General features: G+C 52.1%; 20 protein-coding genes. 12 read left to right on the top strand and 8 right to left on the bottom strand.

Going from position 1 to position 25,627, the window contains the following annotated elements; all coding sequences use genetic code 11:
- Positions 1 to 47 precede the first annotated feature (47 nt).
- Together FCL47_RS20815 and FCL47_RS20810 are read right to left on the bottom strand one after the other, a co-directional pair.
- Positions 48 to 2,480, bottom strand: coding sequence for a PAS domain S-box protein (locus FCL47_RS20815; protein ID WP_136815651.1), 2,433 nt, complete (start codon positions 2,478 to 2,480; stop codon positions 48 to 50).
- Positions 2,481 to 4,955 carry a transporter substrate-binding domain-containing protein gene (locus FCL47_RS20810; protein WP_136815650.1) on the bottom strand — a complete coding sequence of 825 codons (2,475 nt, stop codon included), beginning with the start codon at positions 4,953 to 4,955 and terminating at the stop codon, positions 2,481 to 2,483.
- 428 nt (positions 4,956 to 5,383) lie between these two features.
- On the opposite strand from FCL47_RS20810, the gene dmeF reads away from it, so the two are divergent.
- Positions 5,384 to 6,340, top strand: coding sequence for a CDF family Co(II)/Ni(II) efflux transporter DmeF (dmeF, locus tag FCL47_RS20805; RefSeq protein WP_136815649.1), 957 nt, complete (start codon positions 5,384 to 5,386; stop codon positions 6,338 to 6,340).
- A 179-nt stretch (positions 6,341 to 6,519) separates the two neighbouring features.
- Here the strand turns inward: dmeF and chrA are convergent, their stop codons facing one another.
- From chrA to FCL47_RS20785, 4 genes are all read right to left on the bottom strand, one after another.
- A complete protein-coding gene (gene chrA / locus FCL47_RS20800; protein ID WP_136815648.1) occupies positions 6,520 to 7,860 on the bottom strand; it encodes a chromate efflux transporter in 1,341 nt (446 codons plus the stop codon).
- An 8-nt stretch (positions 7,861 to 7,868) separates the two neighbouring features.
- A complete protein-coding gene (locus FCL47_RS20795; RefSeq protein WP_136815647.1) occupies positions 7,869 to 9,095 on the bottom strand; it encodes an MFS transporter in 1,227 nt (408 codons plus the stop codon).
- Between the two features lie 53 nt (positions 9,096 to 9,148).
- Positions 9,149 to 9,886 (bottom strand): HDIG domain-containing metalloprotein, encoded by a 738-nt coding sequence (locus tag FCL47_RS20790; RefSeq protein ID WP_136815646.1) that lies wholly within the window; start codon positions 9,884 to 9,886, stop codon positions 9,149 to 9,151.
- A gap of 137 nt (positions 9,887 to 10,023) precedes the next feature.
- Entirely contained in the window at positions 10,024 to 10,977 is a 954-nt protein-coding gene (locus tag FCL47_RS20785) for a chromate resistance protein ChrB domain-containing protein (RefSeq protein ID WP_167496594.1), read from the bottom strand.
- Positions 10,978 to 11,447: 470 nt separating this feature from the next.
- Between FCL47_RS20785 and ada the strand changes: the two genes are divergently transcribed.
- From ada to FCL47_RS20745, 8 genes are all read left to right on the top strand, one after another.
- Complete coding sequence (gene ada, locus FCL47_RS20780) at positions 11,448 to 12,500, top strand: bifunctional DNA-binding transcriptional regulator/O6-methylguanine-DNA methyltransferase Ada (protein WP_136815644.1); 1,053 nt, start codon at positions 11,448 to 11,450, stop codon at positions 12,498 to 12,500.
- Between the two features lie 652 nt (positions 12,501 to 13,152).
- Positions 13,153 to 14,850 carry an FAD-dependent oxidoreductase gene (locus FCL47_RS20775; RefSeq protein ID WP_136815643.1) on the top strand — a complete coding sequence of 566 codons (1,698 nt, stop codon included), beginning with the start codon at positions 13,153 to 13,155 and terminating at the stop codon, positions 14,848 to 14,850.
- A gap of 224 nt (positions 14,851 to 15,074) precedes the next feature.
- Positions 15,075 to 15,911: an MBL fold metallo-hydrolase gene (locus FCL47_RS20770; protein WP_136815642.1), complete on the top strand. Its 837-nt coding sequence runs from the start codon at positions 15,075 to 15,077 to the stop codon at positions 15,909 to 15,911.
- A 23-nt stretch (positions 15,912 to 15,934) separates the two neighbouring features.
- A complete protein-coding gene (glp, locus tag FCL47_RS20765; protein ID WP_136815641.1) occupies positions 15,935 to 17,143 on the top strand; it encodes a gephyrin-like molybdotransferase Glp in 1,209 nt (402 codons plus the stop codon).
- Positions 17,144 to 17,296: 153 nt separating this feature from the next.
- The gene (locus FCL47_RS20760; RefSeq protein WP_136815640.1) at positions 17,297 to 18,337 is read left to right on the top strand and encodes an ADP-ribosylglycohydrolase family protein; all 1,041 of its coding nucleotides are present in this window, start codon (positions 17,297 to 17,299) and stop codon (positions 18,335 to 18,337) included.
- A 161-nt stretch (positions 18,338 to 18,498) separates the two neighbouring features.
- Complete coding sequence (locus FCL47_RS20755; RefSeq protein ID WP_136815639.1) at positions 18,499 to 18,870, top strand: pyridoxamine 5'-phosphate oxidase family protein; 372 nt, start codon at positions 18,499 to 18,501, stop codon at positions 18,868 to 18,870.
- 122 nt (positions 18,871 to 18,992) lie between these two features.
- Positions 18,993 to 19,466, top strand: a complete 474-nt coding sequence (locus tag FCL47_RS20750; RefSeq protein WP_136815638.1) for a pyridoxamine 5'-phosphate oxidase family protein — start codon at positions 18,993 to 18,995, stop codon at positions 19,464 to 19,466.
- Entirely contained in the window at positions 19,444 to 21,666 is a 2,223-nt protein-coding gene (locus FCL47_RS20745) for a PEP/pyruvate-binding domain-containing protein (protein WP_136815637.1), read from the top strand. Before FCL47_RS20750 ends, FCL47_RS20745 begins: the two co-directional genes overlap by 23 nt.
- Positions 21,667 to 21,761: 95 nt before the next feature.
- On the opposite strand, the gene FCL47_RS20740 is transcribed toward FCL47_RS20745, so the two are convergent.
- A complete protein-coding gene (locus tag FCL47_RS20740) occupies positions 21,762 to 21,941 on the bottom strand; it encodes a hypothetical protein (RefSeq protein ID WP_136815636.1) in 180 nt (59 codons plus the stop codon).
- A gap of 340 nt (positions 21,942 to 22,281) precedes the next feature.
- On the opposite strand from FCL47_RS20740, the gene FCL47_RS20735 reads away from it, so the two are divergent.
- The 3 genes from FCL47_RS20735 (at position 22,282) to FCL47_RS20725 (ending at position 24,541) form a co-directional block, all read left to right on the top strand.
- Positions 22,282 to 23,325, top strand: coding sequence for a hypothetical protein (locus tag FCL47_RS20735; RefSeq protein ID WP_136815635.1), 1,044 nt, complete (start codon positions 22,282 to 22,284; stop codon positions 23,323 to 23,325).
- A gap of 7 nt (positions 23,326 to 23,332) precedes the next feature.
- On the top strand, positions 23,333 to 23,728 hold the full coding sequence (locus FCL47_RS20730; protein WP_136815634.1) for an SRPBCC family protein: 396 nt from the start codon (positions 23,333 to 23,335) through the stop codon (positions 23,726 to 23,728).
- A gap of 84 nt (positions 23,729 to 23,812) precedes the next feature.
- Positions 23,813 to 24,541: an SDR family NAD(P)-dependent oxidoreductase gene (locus tag FCL47_RS20725; RefSeq protein WP_136815633.1), complete on the top strand. Its 729-nt coding sequence runs from the start codon at positions 23,813 to 23,815 to the stop codon at positions 24,539 to 24,541.
- 80 nt (positions 24,542 to 24,621) lie between these two features.
- On the opposite strand, the gene uvsE is transcribed toward FCL47_RS20725, so the two are convergent.
- Positions 24,622 to 25,527: a UV DNA damage repair endonuclease UvsE gene (uvsE, locus tag FCL47_RS20720; RefSeq protein WP_136815632.1), complete on the bottom strand. Its 906-nt coding sequence runs from the start codon at positions 25,525 to 25,527 to the stop codon at positions 24,622 to 24,624.
- Positions 25,528 to 25,627: the final 100 nt, after the last annotated feature.

Raw genomic sequence — 25,627 nt, 5'->3', positions numbered from 1 at the left:
AGGAAAAGACATAAAAAACTATGCCGAGTTTACAAGAGGCTAAACGCCTATTTATTAAATAGTTGGATCATTGACTCGGCATAGTCAGGAACTCGGCATAGTGACGGATATGCCGAGCTCGGCATATACGCCATTCCTTTGCCGCGCCATGTACTGTCCATCTCGACCTCGTTTCCAGATAACGTATTCACGGCGTCAGGCGAGGCGGGGAAGAGGAGCCGGAAGGTAGTTCCCTTGCCCGGTTCGCTGTAGACTTTGAGAGCTCCCTTGTGGCCCCGCATTATTCCCATTACGGCGGACATACCCAGACCCCTGCCGGTGAACTTGGTCGTAAAAAACGGCTCGAAGATACGTGACTGCGTCTCCCTGTCCATGCCGCAACCGGTGTCGCTCACTTCAACACTTACATATAATCCTTCCGGGAGCGAGTCGACATGAAAGGTCTCCTGAAGGTATGCATCTTCGCAATACCTGGCTCCGGTCGACACGGTGACGACTCCGCTTTTATCACCGATTGCCTCGGAAGCATTGATCACCAGATTCATGAGTACCTGGCGGACCTGGGACGGATCGCCTTCGATAGCCGGGGCCATTTTATCCAGGTTCAGGTTGAGCAGCACTTTTTTGGAAATACTGGTTTTGAGCATGTGGATCATTTCCTCGATCACTTCATTCAAAGACATATGCTCAATCACAAACTGTCCCTTGCCCGAATATGCAAGCATCTGTCGGCAGAGATCGGCGGCCCGGTGTGAGGCCTTGATGATTTCCTGGAGTTTTGGCCGGACGGGCGATACGGGTGAGACTTCAAGCAGAGAGAGATCGGCATACCCCAGGATGGCCATGAGCAGGTTGTTGAAATCATGGGCGATGCCTCCTGCCAAAACCCCCAGGCTTTCCAGTTTCTGGGTATGCAGCAGATGACGTTCCATCTCAAGGTGTTGCTGTTCGATCTGTTTGCGCTCGGTGATGTCGGTGTGTGTGCCCAGCATGCGCAGGGGCTTGCCGTTGTCGTCCCATTGTACAATTTTACCAAGCGAAAGAATCCATTTCCAGTCATTGGACGTGGTCCGCTGTCGGAACTCTACCCGGTATTCGTCACGTTGACCGTCGATGTATTCCTGGTAGATACGGTAAACCTGGTCACGGTCGTCCGGATGCAGGCGATCTCTCCACGCGGCGTTGGTTTCCTGAAAGGTGTCGGGGTCATACCCGAGCATGCAGGCGTAATCCCGGTTGACCTGGGCGTCCCCTGTCTGGAGATTTAAATCGTACAGCCCCTGGTTGCCGGCCAGAAGTGCCAGTCGCAGACGTTCTTTGTTTTCACGCAGCTGCTTTTCCATGCGATTGCGCTCAGTGATGTCGTAGGCCAGGACTAATTTTGCCTGCCGATTGTCGAACACCAGGGTATGGGTGGTGATTTCCACCTCGATAATCCGGCCATTCTTTAAGCGATGCAGCCAGATTCCGGCTTTATCCAACCCCTCCGATATTACCGTCACATCCTGGAGCAAGGCCTCGACCTGCTCGGGCGGGCGAATGTCTTTGAGTGTCATGGCAAGAAACTCATCGCGCGAATAGCCATAATGTCTGATCGCTGCATTATTTACTGCCAGAAAGGCAAGCGTCTCAAGATCGCACACCCACATGGGATGAGGGTTGCTGGCAAAAAGCATCCGATACTGCTGCTCACGCTCCTTTTGTTTCTGTTCAAGAATCCGCCGCTTAGATACGTCCTGAAACACCAGTACAGTACCGGTGATCTGATTATGATCGTCGACAATAGGTGAGGCGCAATCGTCGATGGGGATTTCGCTGCCGTCCCGTCCGATCAGGATAGTGTGGTTGGCGAGTCCGACGACCTTGCCTTCGCGCAAAACCCTGGTAACGGGGTTTACCACCGGCTGCCGTGTCTCTTCGTTGACTATCTTGAATATTTCCACCAGGGGACGGCCGTGCGCTTCGGCCAGAGGCCACCCCGTGAGCTTTTCGGCAACCGGATTCATGAATGTTACCTTGCCAAGGGAGTCAGTGGCGATCACCCCGTCACCGATGCTTGACAGGGTCGTGGCGTATCGACGCTCATTTTCCCGGAGGCGCTCTTCCGCCTGATGTTTGTAGAGCGCCATCTCTATTGCCGACTGGATTTCACGGTCTTCGAAGGGTTTGATGATATAGCCGAATGGTTCGGTGATTTTCGCGCGCTGCAGGGTGCTCTCGTCGGAGTAGGCGGTGAGATAAATGATCGGAATATGGCAGTGCTGCCGGATTTCGTCCGCCGTATCGATGCCGTCCATCGCCCCTTTGAGATGAATATCCATGAGCACCAGATCGGGGTGGGTGGCGCTTACCAGCGCCAGCGCCTCCTCTCCACGACCGGTCATGCCGGTCACCTCGTAGCCAAGTTCTGTAAGTCGGTCCTGGATGTCCAGAGCAACGATGGTCTCGTCTTCTACTATGAGGACACGGGTCTTTGTCATTCAGTTCACCTTTTCACAATTTGCCTGCACTGGAAAAACGAGTTCGAATACACTGCCTTGCTCGCTGGCAAGCGACATCTGGCCATCCAGCTGGCGGCTGAGGTTTTGTACAAGGCTCAGACCGAGAGTCTCGGTTCTTTGCCAGTGAGTCTCAGCGGGAAAACCAATACCGTTATCTGATACACGGAGAATCAGGTGATTTGTACCATGGGGCGCCAGCTCTACGACAATTTCGCCATTCGATTGTGCAGGGAAAGCATGTTTAAAGGCATTTGTCACCAGTTCGCTGATGATCAGCCCGGCGGGGATGGCCTTGTCAATATCCATGGCCACCTCCGCGATATCCTGACGCAGCCGGATATTTTCCGCACCGGAACCATACGAACGTGCCAGATAGGTACAGATACCTTTCACATACTGAGAAAAATCGACCTTGGCGAAATTTCCGGAACGATAGAGTGTCTCATGCAGCAGAGCCATGGAGCGGACACGATGCATAGTTTCCTGCAGGATATCATGCACCTCGGGGTTCTGCGACTTACGACTCTGCAGGTGTAACAGGCTGCTGATGATCTGCAGGTTGTTCTTGACCCGGTGGTGGACTTCTTTCAGCAGGAACTCCTTTTCGGCAAGAGAAGACTGCAGTGCCGCTTCAGCCAGTTTGCGCTCAGTAATGTCGATGAAAATGCCCTGATAGAAGGCGATCCGGCCCTGCTCATCTCGTTCCACCATCGTTCGATCGTCCACCCAGCGCACCTCGCCATTCTTGGTGAGCAAGCGGTATTCCTGCTGAAACCGTTCCGTTCCGCTTGCCGAATATTCCTGCACTTCACGTTCAACACGCGCCAGATCATCTGGATGAATCAGCGAGACAAACGGGACTGTCCCGGAGAGCAGTTCCTCCTGGGTATAGCCGAATTGGCCGACATTCTGGGAGACCATGTCCACCGGCCAGCCGTCAATGGCCTGCCAGCGGAATAATACGATCGGACTGTTTTCGACGACCAGATTGGCCTGTCTCAATGCCTGCTCGGCGTTCTTTCGTTCGGTGATGTTGCGGGCAATACCTAAGACTGCTTGCCTGCCGTCGAAATCAATCACGCATGCCCGAACCTCTACCGGAAATATAGTCCCGTCTTTGCGTCGATGCAGCGTTTCAAATGTTTGTAGATCAGTGTTTGCAAAGTTTTGAAAGGCCGCGGCAATTTTCTCCGGGGCATTGTCGATGACATCCAGATCGACAATGCCTTTCGTGAGGATTTCGGCATGAGTGTAACCCAGTTCCAGGCATGCCTGGTCGTTGGCGGTAATGATCTTTCCTGACATGTCGGATACGTAGATGGGGTCGGCAACATTTTCGAACACTTCTCGGAATTTCAATTCACTGGCTCGGGCTGCTGCTTCAGCGGCAGTATGCTCAACCACTTTTTCCTCAAGAGCGCTGGTGCGGTCGTTGACCGTCGCTTCGAGTTGACCGGTCAGATCCCTGAGGGCAGTTTCTGCTCTTTGTCGTTCTCCGAGTTCCAGTTGCAGCGAGGCGGTACGGCCGCGAACCCTCTTTCGTAAGGTATAATTCCAGTATATAACAAACAGCAGCGAAACTCCGAATAAAGCTGTCACAATTCCAGCGATAAACAATTTGGATGGACGCCACCCCATGCCCTCGATATAAATGTAGCGCTCCATGAACTGTTGGCGTTCCTGTTCACTGATCGACGCCAGTCCCTTATTAAGGATTCCCTGCAATTCCGGCCAGTCCTGACGAATGCCGATTCTCCAGCGGTAGACAAAATCGGTCTTGCCTGCGAGCCGAAGATTGGTGATACCGGCTTCCCTGCAATAAAAGGTTGCGTTGGCCATATTTTCGACAAAGGCATCGACCATACCAAGCGATGCCTTGGCCAGTCCGGTTGCCACATCGGGGACGACATCGAGGATCATTTCCGGATAATCCTTTCTAAGGACATCATGGGCTGTATAATTTGACACCACGGCAACTTTTTTGCCTCTGAGGCCATCCAGGGTGAGAGGAGCAATATTGTCGCTGCGGGTGAAAATTCCGCCGGGAATTGAGACAATGGTGTTGGTGAAAAGGGCGAATTTCTCGCGGGTGGGAGTTTTGACCATCGCTCCCAGGAGGTCTACTTCACGGTTCTTGAATTTTGTTATAGCTTCATCCCAGTTTTTCAACCGGGCTATGGTTATGGTAATGCCAATTCTTTTTTCCAGCAGCCTGACAATGTCCGCTGCTGCCCCCTGGTAGTTGCCCTTTTGGTCGAAATACTCAATCGGTTTGAAATAGGGGTCGGGGGCAAGGGTGATTACGGGATGGTCCTGCAGCCAGCTGCGTTCAGCATTGGTGAGAACTACCGGCGTTGCTGGCTTTTCGGCACCATAAGCATGCAAGCCATGGGTGGTCATCTGCAAGAGACAGAGGATACCGAGCAGCCAAGACCATTTTATGGGTACAGTCATTTATTCTTCCTGGATGTTGCGGCATTTTAAATGGTGAAAGTCAAACCGGGCCGGTCAGTTGCAGCTGCCTTCTTCCTGGATTATATAGAAAATTGTCCTGACCTGTCTATAGTTTAAATCCACTCTGATGAATAGTTTTAAAATTTTAATCAGCACAGTGCCGCTCCTCTGAATGGCTGATTTTTTCCCTGCTGGTGTAGTCGCCAGTTTTGGCAGGTATCCCAGTGCTTCGAACAAGTCAGGCAATATTCTGCAATGAAAGTCAATGAAATGTTGATGGGTAACTATTGACTAGTCCCTCTCTGTCTCTATATTGTTGCCGAACCGTTCAACGCCTCTGCATGTCGCAGCGAAATCAACTCGTTTCTCTCTTAATGGGTAGCGGTCATGAGGATGCAGCAATTTTTTTACCCGAAGGATACTAGAGAATGCAACCTCCGTTTCAGATTGATGACTGGAGTCACTCACATGTTTTTGATCAGGGCAACCCGTTAGCTGAAAGAAATACTCTTCTGGCAGTCATCCTGACCACAGTCATGATGGTTGCTGAAATTTGCAGTGGATATATTTTCAACTCCATGGCTCTGCTGGCTGATGGCTGGCACATGAGTTCCCATGCGATGGCGCTTGGCCTGTCGGTACTTGCCTACGGTGCCGCCCGTCGTTTCGCCCATGATACAAGGTTTACTTTTGGGACCTGGAAAATTGAGGTACTGGGCGGCTACACCAGTGCGCTGCTGCTTGTGGCAGTAGCAGGGTTGATGCTGTACCAATCTGTCGAGCGTCTCCTGGCTCCAACGCCAATCCGTTACAATCAGGCCATCAGTATCGCCATACTGGGCCTTATTGTCAACCTTGCCTGCGCCTGGCTTCTCAGGGGCGGACATAATCATAGTCACAGTCATCACGACCACCATTCGCATCACGCGCATGACCACCATCATGACTTGAATTTACGTTCTGCATATCTCCATGTCATTACCGATGCAGCTACTTCAGTGCTGGCTATTTTTGCACTTACTGCGGGAAAATTCTGGGGCGCCGCCTGGCTTGACCCGGTTATGGGTATTGTCGGTGCCGGCCTCGTCGCTGTCTGGGCATATGGCTTGCTGCGTGATACCGGACGGGTTCTTCTCGATGCGGAAATGGATACGCCTGTTGTCGGCGAGATTAGAGAGGCAATCAAAGTCAGTCCTGTCGATGCAGAAATCTGTGACCTCCATGTGTGGCGGGTAGGTAAGGGGAAATTCGCCTGTATCCTCTCGCTTGTCACCAGCGAATCAATTGAATCCGATTACTTCAAGAAGCAGTTGCGTGTCCATGAGGAACTTGTGCATATTTCAGTGGAGGTGAATCATAGCTCAATGAGAGGGCGTGAAGACTGACAGACATAAATGCACTCCGTCAGTCTCGGATCAGCTGGCATCCTGCCATCCCAGGATGCCTCCTTCGAGGAACCGGACCCCGGATTTCCCCCCCCATCAGCGATGCTGTTTTTCAGTTCTGCAACCGTGATAGCTGCAGCCATACGTTGTCTCCCATGTAAAATGCATTCTTCAAAGCATCAAAATCCAAGCAGATACCAAAGCAATCCCAGCCCACCTGCACCTGCTATTATACTGATCATTCCGACTTTATAAAATTGCATCAACCAAAATGACACAATGGCAAGGATAGCCGAAAACCAGGCGAAGCCTTCTGCCGGAAAGAGCACATGTGTGCCAAACCAGACGCCAAGATTTAAAACGACGCCGACTACTGCCGGCGTAATGGTGGCCAGCGCCGCTGACATTTTGGTGTTGCCTGCAAGTTTTTCAATGTACGGAGCGCCGAGAAAAATGAACAGAAAACTTGGCAAAAACGTAAAATATGTGGCGACCAGGGAACCCGTGACGGCCCCGAAAAGAGGTCCCAGCGACCCGGAATGATTCCAGCCCGCCAAGAAACCGACAAACTGGACAACCATGATCAGCGGGCCTGGAGTTGTTTCGGCCAGTCCCAGACCATCCATCATCTGCAGACTGGTTAACCAGCCGTACTGCTCAACCCCGGCCTGGGCGATGTAGCCAAGCAGCGAATAGGCACCGCCGAAGGTAAGAAACGCCGCTTTCGTAAAAAAGAGAGCCTCCCTGGCAAAAATAGAACCTGGCAGCAGCAGAGAAAGAGCGAGAAGCGGCAGACCCCACAGGGCGCCGAATATTGCCAACAGCATCGCGTTTCGTGCAAAAGGCGACCCGGGCTCGCTGCTCATCGCTTTATCTGCAGGAAATGGCGAGTCAGCCAGTGGCGTTGCATTGTCTTGTTTTTTCCCAACGAGGAACAGGTTCGGGGCAAACTGGCTGCCAAGTATACCGATGATGCCGACTGTCAGAATGAGGACGGGAAAGGGCATGTTGAGAAAATAGGTGACCAGAAAAGATGCCGCTGCTAAAGCAAACAGCATGTTGTTTTTCAGGGATTTTTTGCCGATTTTGATCACGGCGCCAAGTACGATGGCAAGCACTGCTGCCTTAAGACCGACAAAAACTGCCGCAACCCAAGGGAGTGTGCCAAAGGAGACATAAACGTAACTGAGCCCGAATAATATAAAAACCGAAGGGAGCACAAAAAGCACCCCGGCAACAATGCCGCCCTTGGTCTTATGGAGCAGCCAGCCGATATAGGTAGCCAGCTGCTGGGCTTCAGGCCCCGGCAGCAGCATGCAGTAGTTGAGCGCATGGAGGAACTTTTCGTTGCTGATCCATTTTTTCCGGTCAACGAGTTCCTGGTGCATGATGGCGATTTGTCCGGCGGGACCGCCAAAACTGATCCAGCCAAGCTTCAGCCAGAAAAGAAAAGCTTCCATGAAAGAGGGTGCTGCTGTTTCCGGCGTATCTTGCGGTGCATGCAATGGTTGATGTTCCATTTATGATCTCAGTGGCTTGTCTGTACATTCTTGAACAGTTTGTACAGATACAGGTCGTAGACTATCTTCAAACCTCCGGCGATAAAGAACGGAGCGCTGAATAACAGTGGATTGGCCATGAGCAGACCGGCTAGAACCGGAGAAGATGCGGCTCCCACGGACCGGGCGACATGGGTGATTCCGGATGCGGCTGTTCGTTCCTCAGGATCGACCACGGCCATCGTGTAGGACTGTCTGGCCGGGACATCCATTTGCGATATACTTGCCCGCAGCAAAAGCACAGTTATTGCCAGCCAGAGATTCGGCATGAGCGGTACCAGGCAAAGCAAAATGTTGGACGGTATATGGCTAAACACCATGGTGTTTACCAGGCCTATACGGCCTGCAATTTTCGTAGCCGCAAGCGCCGAGACTCCAGCCAGCAGGTTTGCTCCGAAAAACATGGTACCAAGCAAGCCTTCGTCAATGCCGTATTGGACATGGAACCACCAGGCCACCATGCTCTGCACGACAAATCCTCCGGCAAAAGCATCGACGGCAAAAAGGCCACTCAGTTTCAACACGATGTTTTTGGAACGTGCGATACCGAAGTTGAAGCGCGTCGGTGCCTGTACCTCCGGGCTCACCTGCCGGGGTAGCTCGGAATCCTGAGACAGCCTTGAAAACAGCAGCAAAAGAATAGCTCCGCAGCAGGCATATCCCGCCATGATAGAGCGGTATGACGCAAAAGCGCTCAGGCCAAAGTCCTGCAGCAGGGTTGCCAGCCAGCCGCCGGCAAGGGCGCCGGCTGCAGTCGCAAAGGACCCGGCAAGATTGTACCAGCCAAACAGGGCGGTCCGCTTTTGGTCAGAGACCAGTTGCGCCAGTGCCGCCTGCTCAATGGAGAGAAAAGGACCAATTTCGTTGCCGCTGGGGCTGATTATGCCGATAATTGCGGCGAGGGTCAGGAGTACAGGGTTTTGCGTCAGGACAAAGACCACTCCGCCCAGAATCATGAGCAGTGAGCCGAGAAGGAGCATCTTCTTTCTGCCCATGCGGTCGGCGATCATGGTGATCCAGAGGGAGACAACGATATCCCCGGCAAGGGTTGCGCTCAGCAGAGTGCCGATGCCCAAAGGACTTAAACCTGTTTCCGCAAGGTAGAGGACCAATACCACGGAAACGAACCCGTAGGCGAAAAGCCGGGTAGTTCTGGCTGAAAATAAAATTGCCGTATCGGACCTTGCTGTGCTCATATCATGCAAATAATTAACAAGCCCGGGTGGGCTGTGCCCCCGGGCTTGCAGTTTTATTTCATCCAACCCTGTATTTCTTTGTCCAGGGCGACATATCGCTGCAGAGTCGTCTTATTTTTTCCATACTTCTGATAACCTTGGAGAATTTCGACGAATCGTTCTTCGGCCATTTTTTCATTGGCATCCGGGACAATACCATCAATGTAGATGTCAACCATCCTGTCAGCGTAGATGATTATCTTCTCCTCCACCGTTTTAAGCGTGTAATCCCTGACCGGGAGTCCAAGCTCTATGGCCTCCGGCTCTGTCAACCCGCCACGAATATGCTTGAGGATGATATCTTGAATTTCTTGTTCAAGACCGAGCTCCGCAGCCATTTTGGCGCCGATCTCGCCGTGCTCCATACCATAGGTTTTTGCTTTGCCGAGATCGTGAAAGACAGCACCTCTGGCGACGAGTTTTTTGTCCACTGGTATTTTTACCCGTGATGCAATCTCCAGGGCTTTTCTGGCCACTTCGATGCTGTGCAGAACAGCCTCTTCCTGGCAACCGGCCTCCTTGAGGGTTGTTATTTCTTTCATGAGGAGATCTTCAACGACATGGAGAAAGAACTCGGAGACCGCTTCTTCACCCCAGGCAGTACGAACGTAATCCCTGTTTTCAGCAAGAGTTTCGAGGTCATGCCGGGCAATTTTCTGCTCAGGGTGGTTGTCCAGCCAGTCATGCATCGGCTGATAATTGTTGCCGGTCCTTTTTGCGCTTGTTGCTAAATGAGTTGTATAGGGAGGCATACTGTTTTCCTTTCGTATTGGTTCTTATTGCCGGTTCGTAAGGCCGAGCTCCCCCATCAGGAGAACCGAAATATCCTGATGCGGTGAGGTCTGTAACAGGTGGTATGTGATATGGTTGGAAGTTTGCTTTGCTCGCGCTACTTTTTAGAAAATGCGGCATACAGCGCATCGAAGACGAGCAGGGCATTGGTCAGCAACTGGTGATCGCTGCTTGAAATGGCAACCAGGCCATCGATAATGTTTTTCAGTAAAGCCGCATCGTCAGGAAGGACCGCATCCTCCTGCACATCGATAAAGTGTACCAATTCCGCCATTTTTATGATTGCAGGGTGGAGCAGATCGAAATCACGGGCCATTACTTCAAAGGTGATCAATGCACCCTGGTGTGAAAAATCTGCGCCGGCAATGTCAAAAGGAATCTCTCCTGCTGATGTTTTAGCCTTCTCGTCAGCCTCTAGAAACCGGAACCGGGGATTGTCGTCAATGAATCGGCTGATGAGCCAGGAGCTGCTTAAACGGTCGATATATGGCTGGGCGCGCGTTACCCATGTTTTGCTCTGATACTGGCTGCGAGCGACAGCTGTGACCGGGGCGACTGCTGCCTCAGACTTGAGAAGCCGTGCCGAGGTGGCATCAAGCACGGCCAATGTCTTACTGGCTGCACCGGAAGGAAAAAAATCTCGGCTCTGCAGGGCCTCACACCGTTTGCGAAGCTTGCGCAAAATAGCGGAGAGTTCTTTTGTTCGGTCCTCAAGCAATGGCAGCTCCGGGGGGGTGAGCAAGGATCTCGCTTCGGCCTGAATGTGTAAATATTCCGGATCAAGTTGGGCCTGAAAGAGTTTCTCAATCTGATCGTCCTCCATCCCTTCGATCTGTGCACACTGAACCGCCAGCGCCTCGCCGCCAAGAGAATTTACTTCACCAATCAGCCAGGTCATGTTTTCCAGCAAGTCGTCCCGATCCGGTAAGATCTGCAGGCCGGTTTTGAGCTGGACTGCGCCCGCAGCAGAAATACGGCGCCAGATACGCATTCGCGCTTTGGCGTTGGAAGAAGGGACAGAGTATGAGAAGAGAATCCATTTATTTTTCATAATGAACGTAAAATACGTTATAGGTGTAACTTTGTCAAGAAAGTATTTTCCAACTGCAGTGGGTGGATTTGTTTGAGACCTCCAGGGGCATAAGGAATGCATTTATATTGGAAGAAACGAGTGGTCGGCGATACTGCTTCTGCAGAAAACCGCGCCGGCGGCTATGGTATGCATGACGGAAGCACGCTACATGGCAGGAATGGGAATACTGTTCTTTTTAAAGATGAATTGTAGCGCAAGAATCAGAGTGTTTCTGGTCAAAATGTTTTTATATTGTGTCTATCACCAAGCAGATGAGGCAGACGCATGGAGCGTAGAGTCAAACCCATGAACTTCTCTTGTAGAGCTCCTGCTGAGAGTATTACTTGTCCCTGTCAGTGCCGTTCTGCACGGGACTGGGTTGCAGGGGGAACAGCGTGACCTGAAGCGGTATCGACAGGGTAACAAGACAGGGCCAGAGGAGGGGGGTTATGATGTACGATTCAGACGAGAGGCGCTGGCATGCAGTTGCCAATAGAGAGAAGGCGGCTGACGGCTCTTTCTATTACGGTGTCATTACAACAGGTGTTTTTTGCCGGCCTGGCTGCTCCTCCAGGCTGCCGAACCGTGCAAACGTCGAGTACTTTGCCAGCTGCAAAGAGGCGCAGTCTGCCGGGTACCGGGCATGCAGGAAATGTAATCCCACCGGAAACAGCAAAAATGAACAAAATGAGCAGAAAATAATTCAAGCATGCAGGGACATAGAGCAAAGCGATCGTCCACCAAAGCTGAAGGATCTCGCTGATGCCGTCGGCATGAGTCCGTATCACTTTCATCGGCTGTTCACGAATCTGGTCGGCGTCACCCCAAAAAAATACGCATCAGGTCACCAGGCACGACGCTTTAAGGACAGCCTGAAAGCAAGTGAATCCATAACTGATGCAATTTATAATGCCGGTTTCTCATCGAGCAGTGGTGTCTATTCCAGGAACCGGGATCGTCTGGCGATGAAGCCCGGCGATTATCGAGCTGGAGGGGCTGGCATCACGCTTCATTATGGACTTGCCGAATGCGAATTTGGGTGGCTTATTGTGGCCGCCACAGACCGTGGGGTTTGTGCGATAGAATTTGGTGATGATCCGGCGCTATTGCCTCAACAGGTACAAGATCGATTTCCAGGGGCGCATCTGCAACACGCAGGGTCTGATTTTGTGCGGTTGCTCCGGGAGGTCGTTCGGCTGATCAATACTCCGCACAGCAGCTGCACTCTGCCACTTGATATTCAGGGAACTGCCTTTCAGCAGCAGGTCTGGGACGTGCTCCGGCAAATCAAGCCCGGTGAAACCCTCAGCTATACAGAAGTAGCCAGGAGGATCGGCAACCCGAAAGCGGTGCGTGCCGTGGCGTCTGCCTGCGCCGCAAACAAGCTGGCTGTTGTTATCCCGTGTCATAGGGTCATATCCAAAGACGGCAGACCTGGTGGCTATCGCTGGGGCGCGGAGAGGAAAAGACGATTGCTTGACCAAGAAAGAGAAGAAGCCTGATCCGGAATGGTTCTTCATTGACTCATTTGCAATGCCAGATGTGCGGTTTGCCTGGAGCCAACGTTTCAGGCTTCTGATATACCAGGGGCTGTAATTGGGATGCTGAAGAAAATCGGTATGCAATATGACCGCTCGGTTGCGACTGTGTTGAGCGGGATGTGGAAAGTGACGGAATTATTCCCCAGGGAGGCCGGAAAACAAGCGAAACTGCATCACTTATCGGTTGGATGATCGGGCAAAGAGTCGCAGCAGTGCGACCAAACAGCGTCACAATGGGTCGCAGGTGTGCGACTCTGCTGATTACTGATTGATAAGCCTGGTGCTGTTTTGTTTTTTATATGATATGTGATTTCGGTAACATATGAGATATTACTGATATCGGCTGTTGCATGGCATCTTAGTTGCTTAATGAAATTGTGAAATTGCAAACTGTTGCGGAAGAAAATGCAGGTACCGTCTCAGGCTACCTGATGGTGAATTCTGGCCATGCCCTGCTGCCTGTCAGCGGTAAAAAAGGATAAAGCAGGGTTGCATACGTCCTGCCGGATCTTTGATCTCGATTGTCGTTCTGCCATCGCTTCCAAGACAGAATTTGTAATTTTTGAAGAGATGCGGAAATGTTTCACCTTCATTCATTTTAAGGAGATACGTCGTGGAATCAAAGAAAATAGTTGTTATAGGCGGCTCTGCCGCAGGTGCCAAGGCGGCTGCCAAAGCCAGGAGACTTGATGAATTTGCCAAGATTACCCTTATCCAGAAATCGCCCGATCTTTCCATGGCTTCGTGCGGTTATCCATACTATGTCGGCGGGGTCTTTAACGACCGGAATCTCCTGCTCTGCACCCCAACCGGTGTCCCTCGTGACCCGGCCTTCTTTGACAAGGCCAAGGCAATCAAGGCCTTAGTGGAAACAGAGGTGCTGGCAATTGACCGCAAAGAAAAACAGGTGGCTTGCCGTAATGTCAAAACCGGCGTCGAGCAGGTTCTTTCGTACGACAAGCTGATAATCAGCACCGGGGCAAAACCCAACATGCCGCCAATTCCCGGCATCGATCTTGACGGTATCACCACTCTCCTGAGCATGGAAGATACCGATTACCTGCGTCGCCTCCGTGATGAAAAAAAAGTCCACCAGGCGGTGGTCGTCGGCGGTGGTTTGATTGGTGTTGAGACCTGCGAGGCATTGCAGCTCTCGGGTATCAAAGTTACGGTAGTGGAAGCGCTTGACCAGGTGCTGACTTTTCTCGACTGGGATCTGGCCCGTCTGGTTGAAAATCATATGCGCAGTAAAGGAGTGCAGGTTTTAACCTCTAATGGAGTGAAAAAATTCATCGGCAAAGACGGCAAACTCGCCGGTGTTGAACTTGCGGATGGAACGGTTATTGACTGTGAACTGGCCGTCATGGCAATCGGCGTGCGTCCCAACAGTGATCTCGCCAAAGCTGCCGGCCTTACAACCGGAAAATTCGGCGGCATTACGGTCAATCAGCACATGCAGACCTCAGACCCCGACATCTATGCGGCCGGGGACTGTGTCGAAATCCCCAGTCTGATCAGCGGTGAGCCGGTCTTTGCCCCGATGGGTGATCTTGCCAACCTCGAAGGGCGGGTCGCAGGAGAAAATGTTGTCCTCGGCGATTGTGTGACCTTTCCCGGCACCTTTCATACGGGTATCTGCAAGATTTTTGACTTCTCTGCCGGATCCACCGGTCTTTCCGTGAAAGCCGCCGAACGTATGGGATTGACCGAATACCAGACGGTGGTCAATGCCAGTCCTGATAAACCGGGCTTCATGGGGGCCAAGCTTCTTGTGTCGAAAATGCTGGTCAGCACCAAGGACCAGCGCCTGCTCGGCTATCAGTGCGTGGGAGCGGGCGATGTCAGCAAACAGATTGCCACCGCTGCCATAGCCATCAAGGGTAAGCTGACGGTGGAAGACCTGGTCAATGCCGATCTTCCCTACGCACCGCCTTTTTCCCTGGCCATCGACCATTTCATTGCTTCGGCCCATATCATGCAGAACAAACTCAAGGGCCGAATGACTGGTATTTCGACCACCGCGGTATGGGATAAAATCCAGCACGGTGAAAAACCATACTTTCTGGATGGTCGCAGCCCGGTTGAATACGAAGAAATGCATCTTGGCATCGGCGAGCACCTCATACCTATTGGTGCCCTGCGCTCGCGCCTGAATGAACTCCCGGCCGACAAGAATGCAGAGATTATCTGTTTCTGCAAGGTATCGCTTCGCGGGTATGAGGCGGAACTCATCCTCCGGGCACACGGCTACACCAATGTTCAGGTCATGGAAGGAGGTATCATGGCTTGGCCGTATCCGCGGAAAAAATGAGCAATTGAAAGGGAAAAAGGGAAAAGCAGACCCAGATAGAGTATAATCTATAACTCGATGTGGCGCGTACGCCTCATGCATCCTTTTTCCTGAAATGTCGCTGTCGATCTCCGGGCCTGCCTGGTTATCCTGTCCGATGCTCTGTCATCAGACAGGCATACGTGGTTCTTCATGACACGGTTGGCCTGGGTCGATTGTCAAGTTTATGTGTCGAGATACTCAAGATGAACGCAGATACAACAAGAATTACAATTCTGGTCGATAATAAAGCCAGCTCAGACCTGGTAGCCGAGCATGGTTTTTCATTGTGGATAGAAACCGGCGACAAAAACCTCCTGTTTGATACCGGCCAGGGGACTGCTATCGAAAAAAACGCCGCTGCCCTGGGCATTGATTTGGCGGCAACCGATATCCTCGTACTCAGCCACGGTCACTACGATCACACCGGAGGCGTTCCCATGTGCCTTCGCACGACCGGTAAGCCTGAGTTATATTGTCATCCCGGGGCGGTGATTCCCCGTTATAGTGTGCGAAGCGGTATACCAAAGTCTATTCAAATGCCCCATGATGTCATGCAAGTCATCGATAAACTGCCATCGAAGCGGGTGCACTGGGTGCAACATTTTTTGTTGTTGACTGATACTATCGGTCTGACCGGGCTCATTCCCCATAAAACCGATAGTGAGGATACCGGCGAACCATTTTTCCTCGATCCTAAAGGCCAGCGGCCGGATCCAATTGACGATGACATGGCTCTGTGGATCCGAACAGAAACAGGCCTGGTGGTCTGCGTCGGTTGTGCCCATGCCGGCCTGGGCAACACCTTGGCTTATGTGCAACAGCTCAATGAAGGCATGCGGATACGGGCGGTGATAGGTGGTTTTCATCTCATGCATGCAGGAGAACAGCAACTGGCACACACCATCGCTGCCCTGCGGGTATTGGCGCCGGATCAGATTATACCCTGCCATTGTACTGGAGACTCGGCCACCGGCCAGCTCAGTGCCGCCTTCGCCGAAGCCTGCTGCCCGGGTGCGGCCGGGATGTCTTTTGTTTTCTAACCCCTATTGCATGCCATGAGCTCATGATCTCTTTGACCGAGGCCCATAGGTGTATCAGCATGCTGGAGTCGCTTCAGCCTGTAAGAATTCCTCTTGATAAAGCTCTTGGGCTGGTGTGTGCTGAGGATGTGTACGCCGTTCATAATTGTCCGACGGTCGATAGCTCCTTAAAAGATGGTTTTGCCGTAGTTTCATCCGATATTGCCGAAGCATCACCGAGTCATCCGGTGACTCTTGCCGTCACCGGTTCTTTGACGGCAGGCGATGAGAAGGCGGGGGTTCACGTGAGCTCCGGAACTGCCGTGCGCATCATGACCGGGGCAGCTGTTCCGCAGGGGGCTACCGCGGTACTGGCCTCGGAGTTTGCCGAGGTCAGCGGGGCAGCGGTGACGATTACGGCGGACTCCCGAATCGGGTTGAATATTCTCTGTAAAGGAAGTGATATCGTCCAGCACCAGAGGGTTCTGGCCCAGGGAGAGATGCTTGGCCCGGCTCACCTCGGCCTGCTGGCTGCGGCCGGGGTCAAGGAAGTCATCTGCTATCCGGTACCGAGGGTTGCCATTGCCGCAACGGGCAGCGAACTTGTCTGGCCCGGCGACCCTCTCACCGAAGGAAAAGTGGCAGCGAGCAACATGGTGACCGCTGCAGCTGAACTGCAGGCCATGGGAATAACGGCATCGACTGTGCTCGTGCGCGACAACCTTTATACGCTGCACGAGCATTTCCAAGACATTGTGCGACAGGTTGATATGCTGATAACCTGTGGTGGTGTGCTGGATGGGGATAAAGATCTCACCCTTCGGGCGATGGAGCAGATCGGTATGGTGAAGATCTTCCATCGCGTTCGCATTGGACCGGGCAAAGGTGCCTGTATGGGAATGGTTGGCAAGACCATTGTGTTTAACCTGCCGGGGGGGCCGCCATCGAACCATGTGGCCCTGCTCCTGCTCGCCCTGTCCGGAGTCCGCCGGCTCATGGGTTTTTTGGACTGTCTGCCTCGAAAAAAGCAGGTCTTTGTCTCCGAAGAACTTGTCGGGCAAACGGACTGGACCCAGCTGGTCTACAGCAGAGTGCACTCTGCCGGCGGGTCGCTCCATGCTGTTCCTCTGAGCAATCTGACTAGATTTGCAGCCATGGCGAAAGCCAACGCCCTGATTGAACTACCTGAGGGCTGCGCTGTCATCAAAAAAGGTTCTCTGGCCGGGGCATGGTTTTATCCGGGATATTTTTGAAATTGTATCCGGTTCCTTGACATGTTTGGTCCTCCTAAATATTGTTACCCAACAGTAGATTTCCTTGGTGGTATTGTAGACAACTGAATTTGCCCGCTGATTATTTTAAGAAAGATCAGTGCTTGGCAGCTAAACGGGGTTTTGATAATTCAGATGGGCCATTCCATTTCAATGGCGGACCGTGTTGACGGTGCGCTTCTCGGCATGTTCATTGGCGATGCCCTGGCGATGCCTGTCCACTGGTATTATAACGTCCAGGCCCTCAAATCTGACTATGGCGAGGTGACAGACTACCTGAACCCCCGCAATCCGCATCCCGATTCAATTCTCTGGCGTTCGTCCTACACGCCGCCACCTGGAACGCCGGACATCCTCCACGAGCAGGCGCAATACTGGGGCAAAAGAGACATCCATTACCACCAGTTTCTTCGGGCCGGCGAAAATACACTCAATCTGCAACTGGCACGAGAACTTTTGCTGCTTCTGCATAACGACGGCGGCTATTCGGCCAAAGCCTGGCTTGAAAGACTCATTGCGTTTATGACCACGCCCGGGCGTCATAACGATACCTATGTTGAAGAGTATCTCAGGCATTTTTTCACCAATTATGGCCGAGGGAAAGAACCGGCTCAGTGCGGCCGGATGGATGAAAATCATCTCGGCGGATTCAGCCTGATGCTCCCTTTGACCATTGCGTTGTGCAGGAATCCTGCTGCTGCAAAGACCGTCTCCCTGCAGCACCTTTCGTTAACCCATGGTGGGGCCGCCATGCGAAGATGGGGGGAATTGATTGCCGTCACCCTTCTCAACCTTCTGCAGGGCGTATCGCTTGATCAGTCGATTTCAGAGGGGAGTAAGGCGTCATCTCTGGATATTGACGCAGAGGGGCTGCAGGGCCTTGGCATCTACCCCGATTCAATTGTCGTGGGCAAACATTTTTCGTCGGCGTGTTATGTCGATCAATCTGTCCCGGCAACACTGTATTTTGCCCTTAAATATCAGGATTCACCGGAAGATGGAATGATTGCCAACACTATGTGCGGCGGCGACAATGCCGGCAGGGGGGCCGTTTTAGGCGCTTTACTGGGGGCCTTGCATGGGCGGCAAGGCTGGCCCTCGCGGTGGATTGAAGGTTTGCTCCACCCTCCGCCGTTTGTTCTGCTTGAGCAGGAAGCAGGCGAGTGCCTGCGGTGAAAACAGGAGGCCTGTTGACAATGCAAGAGTCGCCGCATTTATACTTGCAGAAAAAACACAAACAATAATCTGATTACCACTGATTACCACTAAACCTCATATCCCCTTCGAACCTTCTGGGCCGAACTGTAGTGGTAACCACAAACATAAAAGGACATACTATGAAAAAATTAGAAGAATATTTTGAAAAAACTAAAGGATTCGGCGTACTGGCTACTGCCGACAGCAGCGGAAAAGTCGATGCCGCTGTGTATTCCCGGCCGCATTTTCTGGAAGAGGGGACCTTGGCATTTATCATGCGGGACCGACTGACGCACCATAACCTGCAATCGAATCCATCGGCAACCTTCCTCTTCGTGGAGGAAGGTCCAGGCTATAAAGGTAAAAGGCTTTTCCTGAAAAAGGCCCGAGAAGAAAACAATCCTGAATTAGTCAAGAAAATCAAACGCCGAAAATATGGTGATGAGAACGAGGAACCGATATACCTCGTGTATTTCACCCTTGACAGGGAACTCCCGCTTGTCGGTGCCTAGCAGTAGTGGTTTGATCGGCGAAAGTATACACATAGATCCGTTTAAGTGCCTTGCAGATTATAATCGTTTAGGACAAACAGGAAGACAATGTGTAAGGCACAAAACGCGGCTGGGGAGGGAATATGCCTGCTCTTGAAAAGGAAATTCAGGGGAAATTATTAAGCCTGCTCGACGGTCAGCAGCTGGCCGTGTTGTCCACCCAGAGGGAGGGCCAACCCTATTCCAGTCTGATGGCGTTTGCCTTTACGCCTGACCTGGCCAACATTGTTGTTGCCACCGGTAAGTCGACCCGTAAACATCAGAATCTCATTCAGGAATCGAGAGTCTCCCTGCTGATCGACAATCGTTCCAACAGCGAGAATGACTTTCATGCCGCCATGGCGGCCACGGTAATAGGAAAAGCAGAAAGCCTTGCCGAGTCGGAACGACCTGTATATGAAAAATTATATCTGCAGAGACATCCCTACCTCGAAAAATTTCTCGCCTCACCAACCACTGCCTTTATAAAAATAAGGGTTTCCCATTATGTCCTGGTCTACCGTTTTCAGGAGGTAATGGAATACCGGATAAGCGATGAATGTAATTTATTTACCTGATACCCAGACAGCAGCAGACGAGCTGTGTGCCCGCATTGGAGGAAAAGGCCAGTCTCTGTTTAAGCTGTATAATGCCGGTCTGCCTGTCCCGCTGCCTGTCTGTATCGGAACCACGGGGTATGAGCTGTTTGTCGAAGAGAACCATCTGCGGGAAAAAATAAATCTCCTGCTGCACCGAAAAGACATCAAAGAGATGCGCTGGGAAGAGATATGGGATATTTCTCTTCGCACTCAAAACTTGTTCCAGAGCGGTATGTATCCGGAGGAACTCCATCGTGCCATCAGGGAGGTTGTTTGCCGGCAGTTCGACGGCAAGCCGGTGGTCATTCGTTCTTCAGCCCCCGGAGAGGATGGCAATACTCTTTCTTTCGCCGGTCTTCATGAATCGTATGTCAATGTATCGGGTGTTGATGAGATCCTGAAAAAAATAAAAAAAGTCTGGGCCTCCCTCTGGTCCGACAGGGCGATACTCTACCGACAGGAGCTTGGTCTGGAAGTGGCGAGCAGCACAATTGCCGTCGTTATTCAGGAATTTATTGAGGGTGAGAGTTCCGGTGTCGTATTCAGCAGGAGCCCGCTCGATGCAACCCAGCTGATCATTGAGGCAGTCTACGGTCTCAATCAGGGGCTGGTGAATGGGGATATTGAACCGGATCGATGGATTCTCGACAGAAACAGGCAAAAACCGACGCAACACCGCCCGCCGGCAGATCGTGGTTATCGATTTATTCGTTCCGCAAGTGGTGGCGCACAGCGACAGGAGATACGGCCGGACCTGCAGGCGTTGCCCCCTATACAAGAGGAACAGGTCGAAAGTGTGGCAGCCCTGGCAATCGAACTCGAAAAATTCTTTGCAACGGCGCAGGATGTAGAATGGACCATAGGTAATGGCCGCCTGTACATCCTCCAGTCCCGACCTGTGACAGCTGGTATCGGGGAAGGGGAACAGTCCGATAAGCGGTCCTGGTATTTGAGTCTCAATCGCAGTTACGACAATCTTATGCAGCTTTGGCAGAGTATCTCCGGGGAATTGCTGCCGGCGATGGATCAAGATTCCAGCTACCTGGCAGGCATGGTGCTTGACGACCTGACTGATGTTGCACTGGCAGAAGAACTGAAACGGCGGAACGCCATACATGAACGGTGGACGAGTGTCTACTGGAATGACTTTATCCCTTTCGCTCACGGGGTGCGGCTGTTTGGCGAAATGTACAATGATGTTGTCGAGCCGGCTGATCCATTTGAATTCGTGACGCTGCTAACCGGCCAGGAAATGCTCAGTACGGACCGCAATGAGCTTTTGCTTGCCTGCGCCAGGATGGTTTGCGCCGATGATTCTCTTCGAAGCGCGCTTGAGGCTGGAAGAGTTGAAGAGATCGACAACGAGGAGTTTCAGCAAAAGCTCGGACAGTTGAAATCTCGCTTTTCCATGGCAGGGCCTGGAACCGGAGAAGAGGAAAGCGCCAATGCGCTGCTTGCGGCCATGATCCTGCAATACGGTTCTCTTGATTTAGATCCTGATATACGGCAACAGACCTTGCAGGAGAATGTCAGGCGGCTGGAATCTCGGTTTCTTGGCAAAGCAGGAGAAAAACTGCCGGTTGCCCCTGAGGAGTTGCTGGAGATGGCGCGGGCAAGCTACCGGCTTCGCGATGACGACAACATACATATCGGCAGGGTCGCGCAGGAAGTGGAACGTGCCAAGTCACATGCCCGCCGGCGGATTCAATCCCGAGGTCTTTCGGTCACCCCCGAAAGCTCTGTGGAAGAGCTGTCGCAAATGCTTTGCGGCCATGTACCCTTGACGACCGGCGTACAACGTGCTCTTGCAAAAAACTATGATCAAGCTGAAAATCGGGTCAGAGCCCGCCAACTGCAGGGTCAGGCGGCGAGCAGGGGGATAGCCAGGGGAAATGCCCGGGTTATAGCTCCGGGGGGCGAACTGAAAGATTTCAAGAAAGGTGAGGTTCTTGTTATAGACTCGATCGACCCAACCATGACCTTTCTGGCCCCTCTGGCGGCCGGGATCATCGAGCGGCGGGGCGGTATGCTGATTCACGGTGCAATTATCGCAAGGGAGTATGGCATTCCCTGTGTCACCGGGGTGGTGAATGCAACATCACTTATCAACACCGGCGATTTCCTGACTGTTGACGGCTACCTTGGAATTGTTACAGTGCAGAGAACACAGATCTCCTGATTTCAGTGTATTGACCAAAAAAAACGGCCCTTACTGCTTACCAGGCAATAAGGGCTGTACGGAAATTCTTCTTTCACCAGAAGCAATATGCCTTGCTACCAGCTATCACCCAGCACCAGGCTCAAATCGGTGCATTTGGCTTTTTCTTCTTCAGTCAGATCTTCTTTCTTCTTGATTGATTTGAGGTCATCAATATAACAGGCATATTCTTTTCCGTTTTTGTCTCGAACCCATACCATTTTCTGAAATTCTTTGGAAATAGTTTCACCTTTCATAATTCCTCCATCTTTCAATATTGGCATACATAAGAGCCGCCCGCATGGCCGGCTCTCGTTTCTACTACAGGTTCTTACCTCTTGGTTTCACTGCTGCACGAGTAATTGAACTATAGGGAGCTTAGCGGAAAAATCAAGTTCGTATGGTGATTTCAAGATTGATAGGTTCTGCCGTGAAACCTGGCAAGTTCAAGGTTCACACCGCCTGCCCTGGGGTGGCATTTTTTCATGGAGATGGAGATCTTTTCAGGCACACTCTGAAAAGCGGAGATCCAAAGAGGCTCGAGTAGAAAAGTTACCATGTTTACTGACACCTAATCAAAGATTTCTGCATAGAAGAATGATTACCTCGAAGGCAATTATCCTCCTGCACACTTTTAACTTTATTGTTCAACCAAGAGTGTTTCGTGATTATGATAAACCGATGCATAACATTACACTTTGTTACTCTACCCATCGCCCGGAAACATTGGCTCTTACGTTGAGGATCTTGCAGGAGCATGATGTCATTGTTCTTGAAGAGCCTCTGCACCCTGATTTCCACAAGGCACTTGGCGGAGGCGTCGAGCTCGAGGAGCATCTGCTTGAGGTGGATTCGGCGTATCCGGTCTTTACCCTGGGGCAATACCGACTGCTCCAGCAACTTTTCAAGGCTGGAAAAGAGATACTGCAGGTTGAGCCATATTTGGATCATTTGCTGTCCATCCAATACTTTTTTGCTGCAGAGCATCGCCCGGACGAGCTTGTGCCCGATACTCCCGCCCATGCTGTGTATCGATCTGAACGGGATGCGACGAAAAATCTGATACGATACTACCAGGAAGTCCGCGGTGATGATTTTCCAAAAATACTGGCTGCCATGAACCGCTTCGCCAGAGCTGATGCCAGGCGTTTTGTCCTGCGCGATTCGCTGCGGGCGAAGCGTATTCTTGAAGTATTGGTTCCCGGCAAGGATACCTGCATCGAGGCCGGCTCCATACATCTTTTTCTCAAGTGCCTGCTTGTCAAGGGTCTCTCCAGTGAATGGCGTCTTCGAATACATGACATTGATGGGGAGGCAGTAAAAATGCTGAACCTGCATGGCAGTCTCTTCAGTCCCGGCGACGAACTGACGCTTGATTATATTTTTGGCCGCAGTGTCAGTCGTAAAAAATGGCAGTTGTGCTGTGCCCAGTCGCTGATCTATTCCAAAATTATAACCAAGGAGGAACTTTCGGGTGGTGATGATGATTTTCCCCATACTCGGGATGAGATTGCGGCGATAGCCGTGGTGAAACAGCTTTCCGTTGCAGCATGTGCAGCCCTTTTTCAACGGATCAGGTCGCTTTCGTCGGGTGATGCCGCGGAGTTGACTGCGAAATATGTGCAGGTAAAAAGCGTGTGAGGTCCAGATGTTACGCTTTGAGAAAAACAGGATTGCAATCTGCAGGAAGATGGCGGCATCGCCAGAGACAGTCTGGGATATCCTGACTGATACACATCTCTGGCCAGTATGGGGGCCTTCCCTTCTTGATGTCGACTGCAAAGAGAGGCATATCCATCTCGGCAGTACGGGGCGGGTGCAGACCCTGTTTACTTTCTGGCTGCCCTTCACCGTGTGCCAGTTCAGGCACCTCGATTTTTGGAGCTGGCGCATCGGCCGGTATGGCGCAACCGGCCATAAACTCATAGAGACAAACGACAGGTCGGCAACACTCTGCTTTGATATGCCATGGTGGGCTGCTGCCTACCTCCCGCTCTGTTGGCTGGCGCTGGTTCGGATAGGGAAAATTGCTTCAACACACTGATTGTATAAGATTTAATTGGCAGGAATTCTGCGTCAACAGAGTTCCTTTTTACCAGGAAACCAACCTTCAAGGGAGGCCCGCATTATGGCGAAACGGATTGTGATATATGGCGGTTCAGGCGGGATAGGTTCGGCAACAGCCAGGCTATTGCGGGCCGATGGACATGCACTGCACCTCGTCGGCAGGAGTGAGGCAAAACTTGCTCCACTCGCAGCTGAGCTGGAGGCTGGCTACACAGTCGGAGATGTTTGCGAAGAAGCCCTTTTTCCAAAGGTGACCGAGGATTTTGCAGCTCCCTGGGATGGCCTTGTCTATAGTGTCGGCACCATTACTCTCGGCAGTATTCGACGACTTACCAGTGCTGATTTTCTGCACGACTTCCAAGTGAATGCGATGGGTGCGGCGCTTGCTGTAAAAGGCGGTCTTGCGGCTCTCAAAAAAAGTGCTGGGACACCTTCGGTGGTTCTCTTTTCCAGCGTTGCGGCGCGCCAGGGATTTACCTTCCACAGTTCCATGGGGATGGCAAAGGGTGCGGTAAGTGGATTGACCCTTTCGCTTGCCGCAGAACTGGCGCCAAAAATTCGGATCAACGCCGTTGCACCCTCTTTAACAAAAACCCCTCTGGCCGAGTCGATATTGGCAAATGAACAGGTCGCATCAGCAATAGCCGAGCTGCACCCCCTGAAGAGACTTGGCACGAGCGCAGACATCGGTAATCTGGTAGCTTATCTGCTTTCCGATCAGGCAGGTTGGCTAACCGGGCAGATCATCAGCATTGACGGGGGCCGCTCAACCCTGAGGCCCAACGGCTAGACGTGGCGCGAAATCTTCTTCTGTGCAGGAGAAACTGCCCACCCAAGTAAGATGATCTTTTACAAATGGTGTATCCTTGTCTACCTCGCATGGTGGAAAGTGGTCATCAACCGTATCACTGCCAGCTCCTTGGCTTTCGCTTCAATATCTACAGTCATCGCCCGATCCCGCCAAAAGTCGGGGAGATCTTCCGGATGTATATAATCGGCATGGGGCTTTGGATCTCCTCCCCCCCAGCCGGACTTCGGCGACGACAGGTGGCAATATTGTTCTCTTCCCCGGCGATGCCACGTTGCCCCGGCCAGCTCGGTCGCTTCTTCGACCGACAGCCCATCGGGGTTGCAGCGGTGGTGATGGACATCATAGACCAGCGGAATGGCCAATTTTTCACACACCGGCAGGAGGTCGGAAACGGTATAGCTGACATCATCATTTTCCAGGGTCAGGCGGCTGCGGATATTTTCCGGCAGATCGGCAAACACTTCGCAGAAGCGCTGCAGGGCCGACGATTTGTCGCCATAGACCCCACCGGCGTGCAGATTGATGATATTGGCGCCGACTTCCTCTGCCAGCCAGGCCTGGTATTCCAGTTCCCGAATGGAGTTGGCTATAACTTCAGGGCGGGGCGACGAGAGGACAACAAACTGATCGGGATGAAAGCTGAGGCGGATATCATGAGTATGGGCAAAAGAGCGCGCCTCGGCAAGCAGATTGCCAATGGTCTCGGCATCGGGGAGATTGCCCAGGGTGTAACCCACCTCGGGATGGGTCATCCGGGGAAACAGCGGCGACATGATGCGAAATGCGCCGATACCAAGGCGTTGGACGGTGTGCAGAGCCCGAACGAGACTCTCGCTGTTGTTGTGGCAGATCGTGGATAGTTTTTTCAGTTGTTCCCCGCGCGGCAGAGTGGAAAGCACCTTGGCGGTGGTTGTCCTGAAGGCAATTTTCTCCTCTTTAAAAAGACAGCACAGTCCAAATCGCATCGAATCCCTTTTGTTAAAGCCCATGGTATCTGCGTGATTGCATGTATGGTGAGATGTGTATACCATAAGGCGGATTTTTTTTCCTTCACTGGTTTTTCCT

The sequence above is a fragment of the Desulfopila sp. IMCC35006 genome, assembly GCF_005116645.1.
Taxonomy (GTDB): Bacteria; Desulfobacterota; Desulfobulbia; order Desulfobulbales; family Desulfocapsaceae; genus Desulforhopalus_A.
The sequence above is the reverse complement of the archived record's forward strand: the minus strand, read 5'-3'. Positions and strand labels throughout refer to the sequence as shown.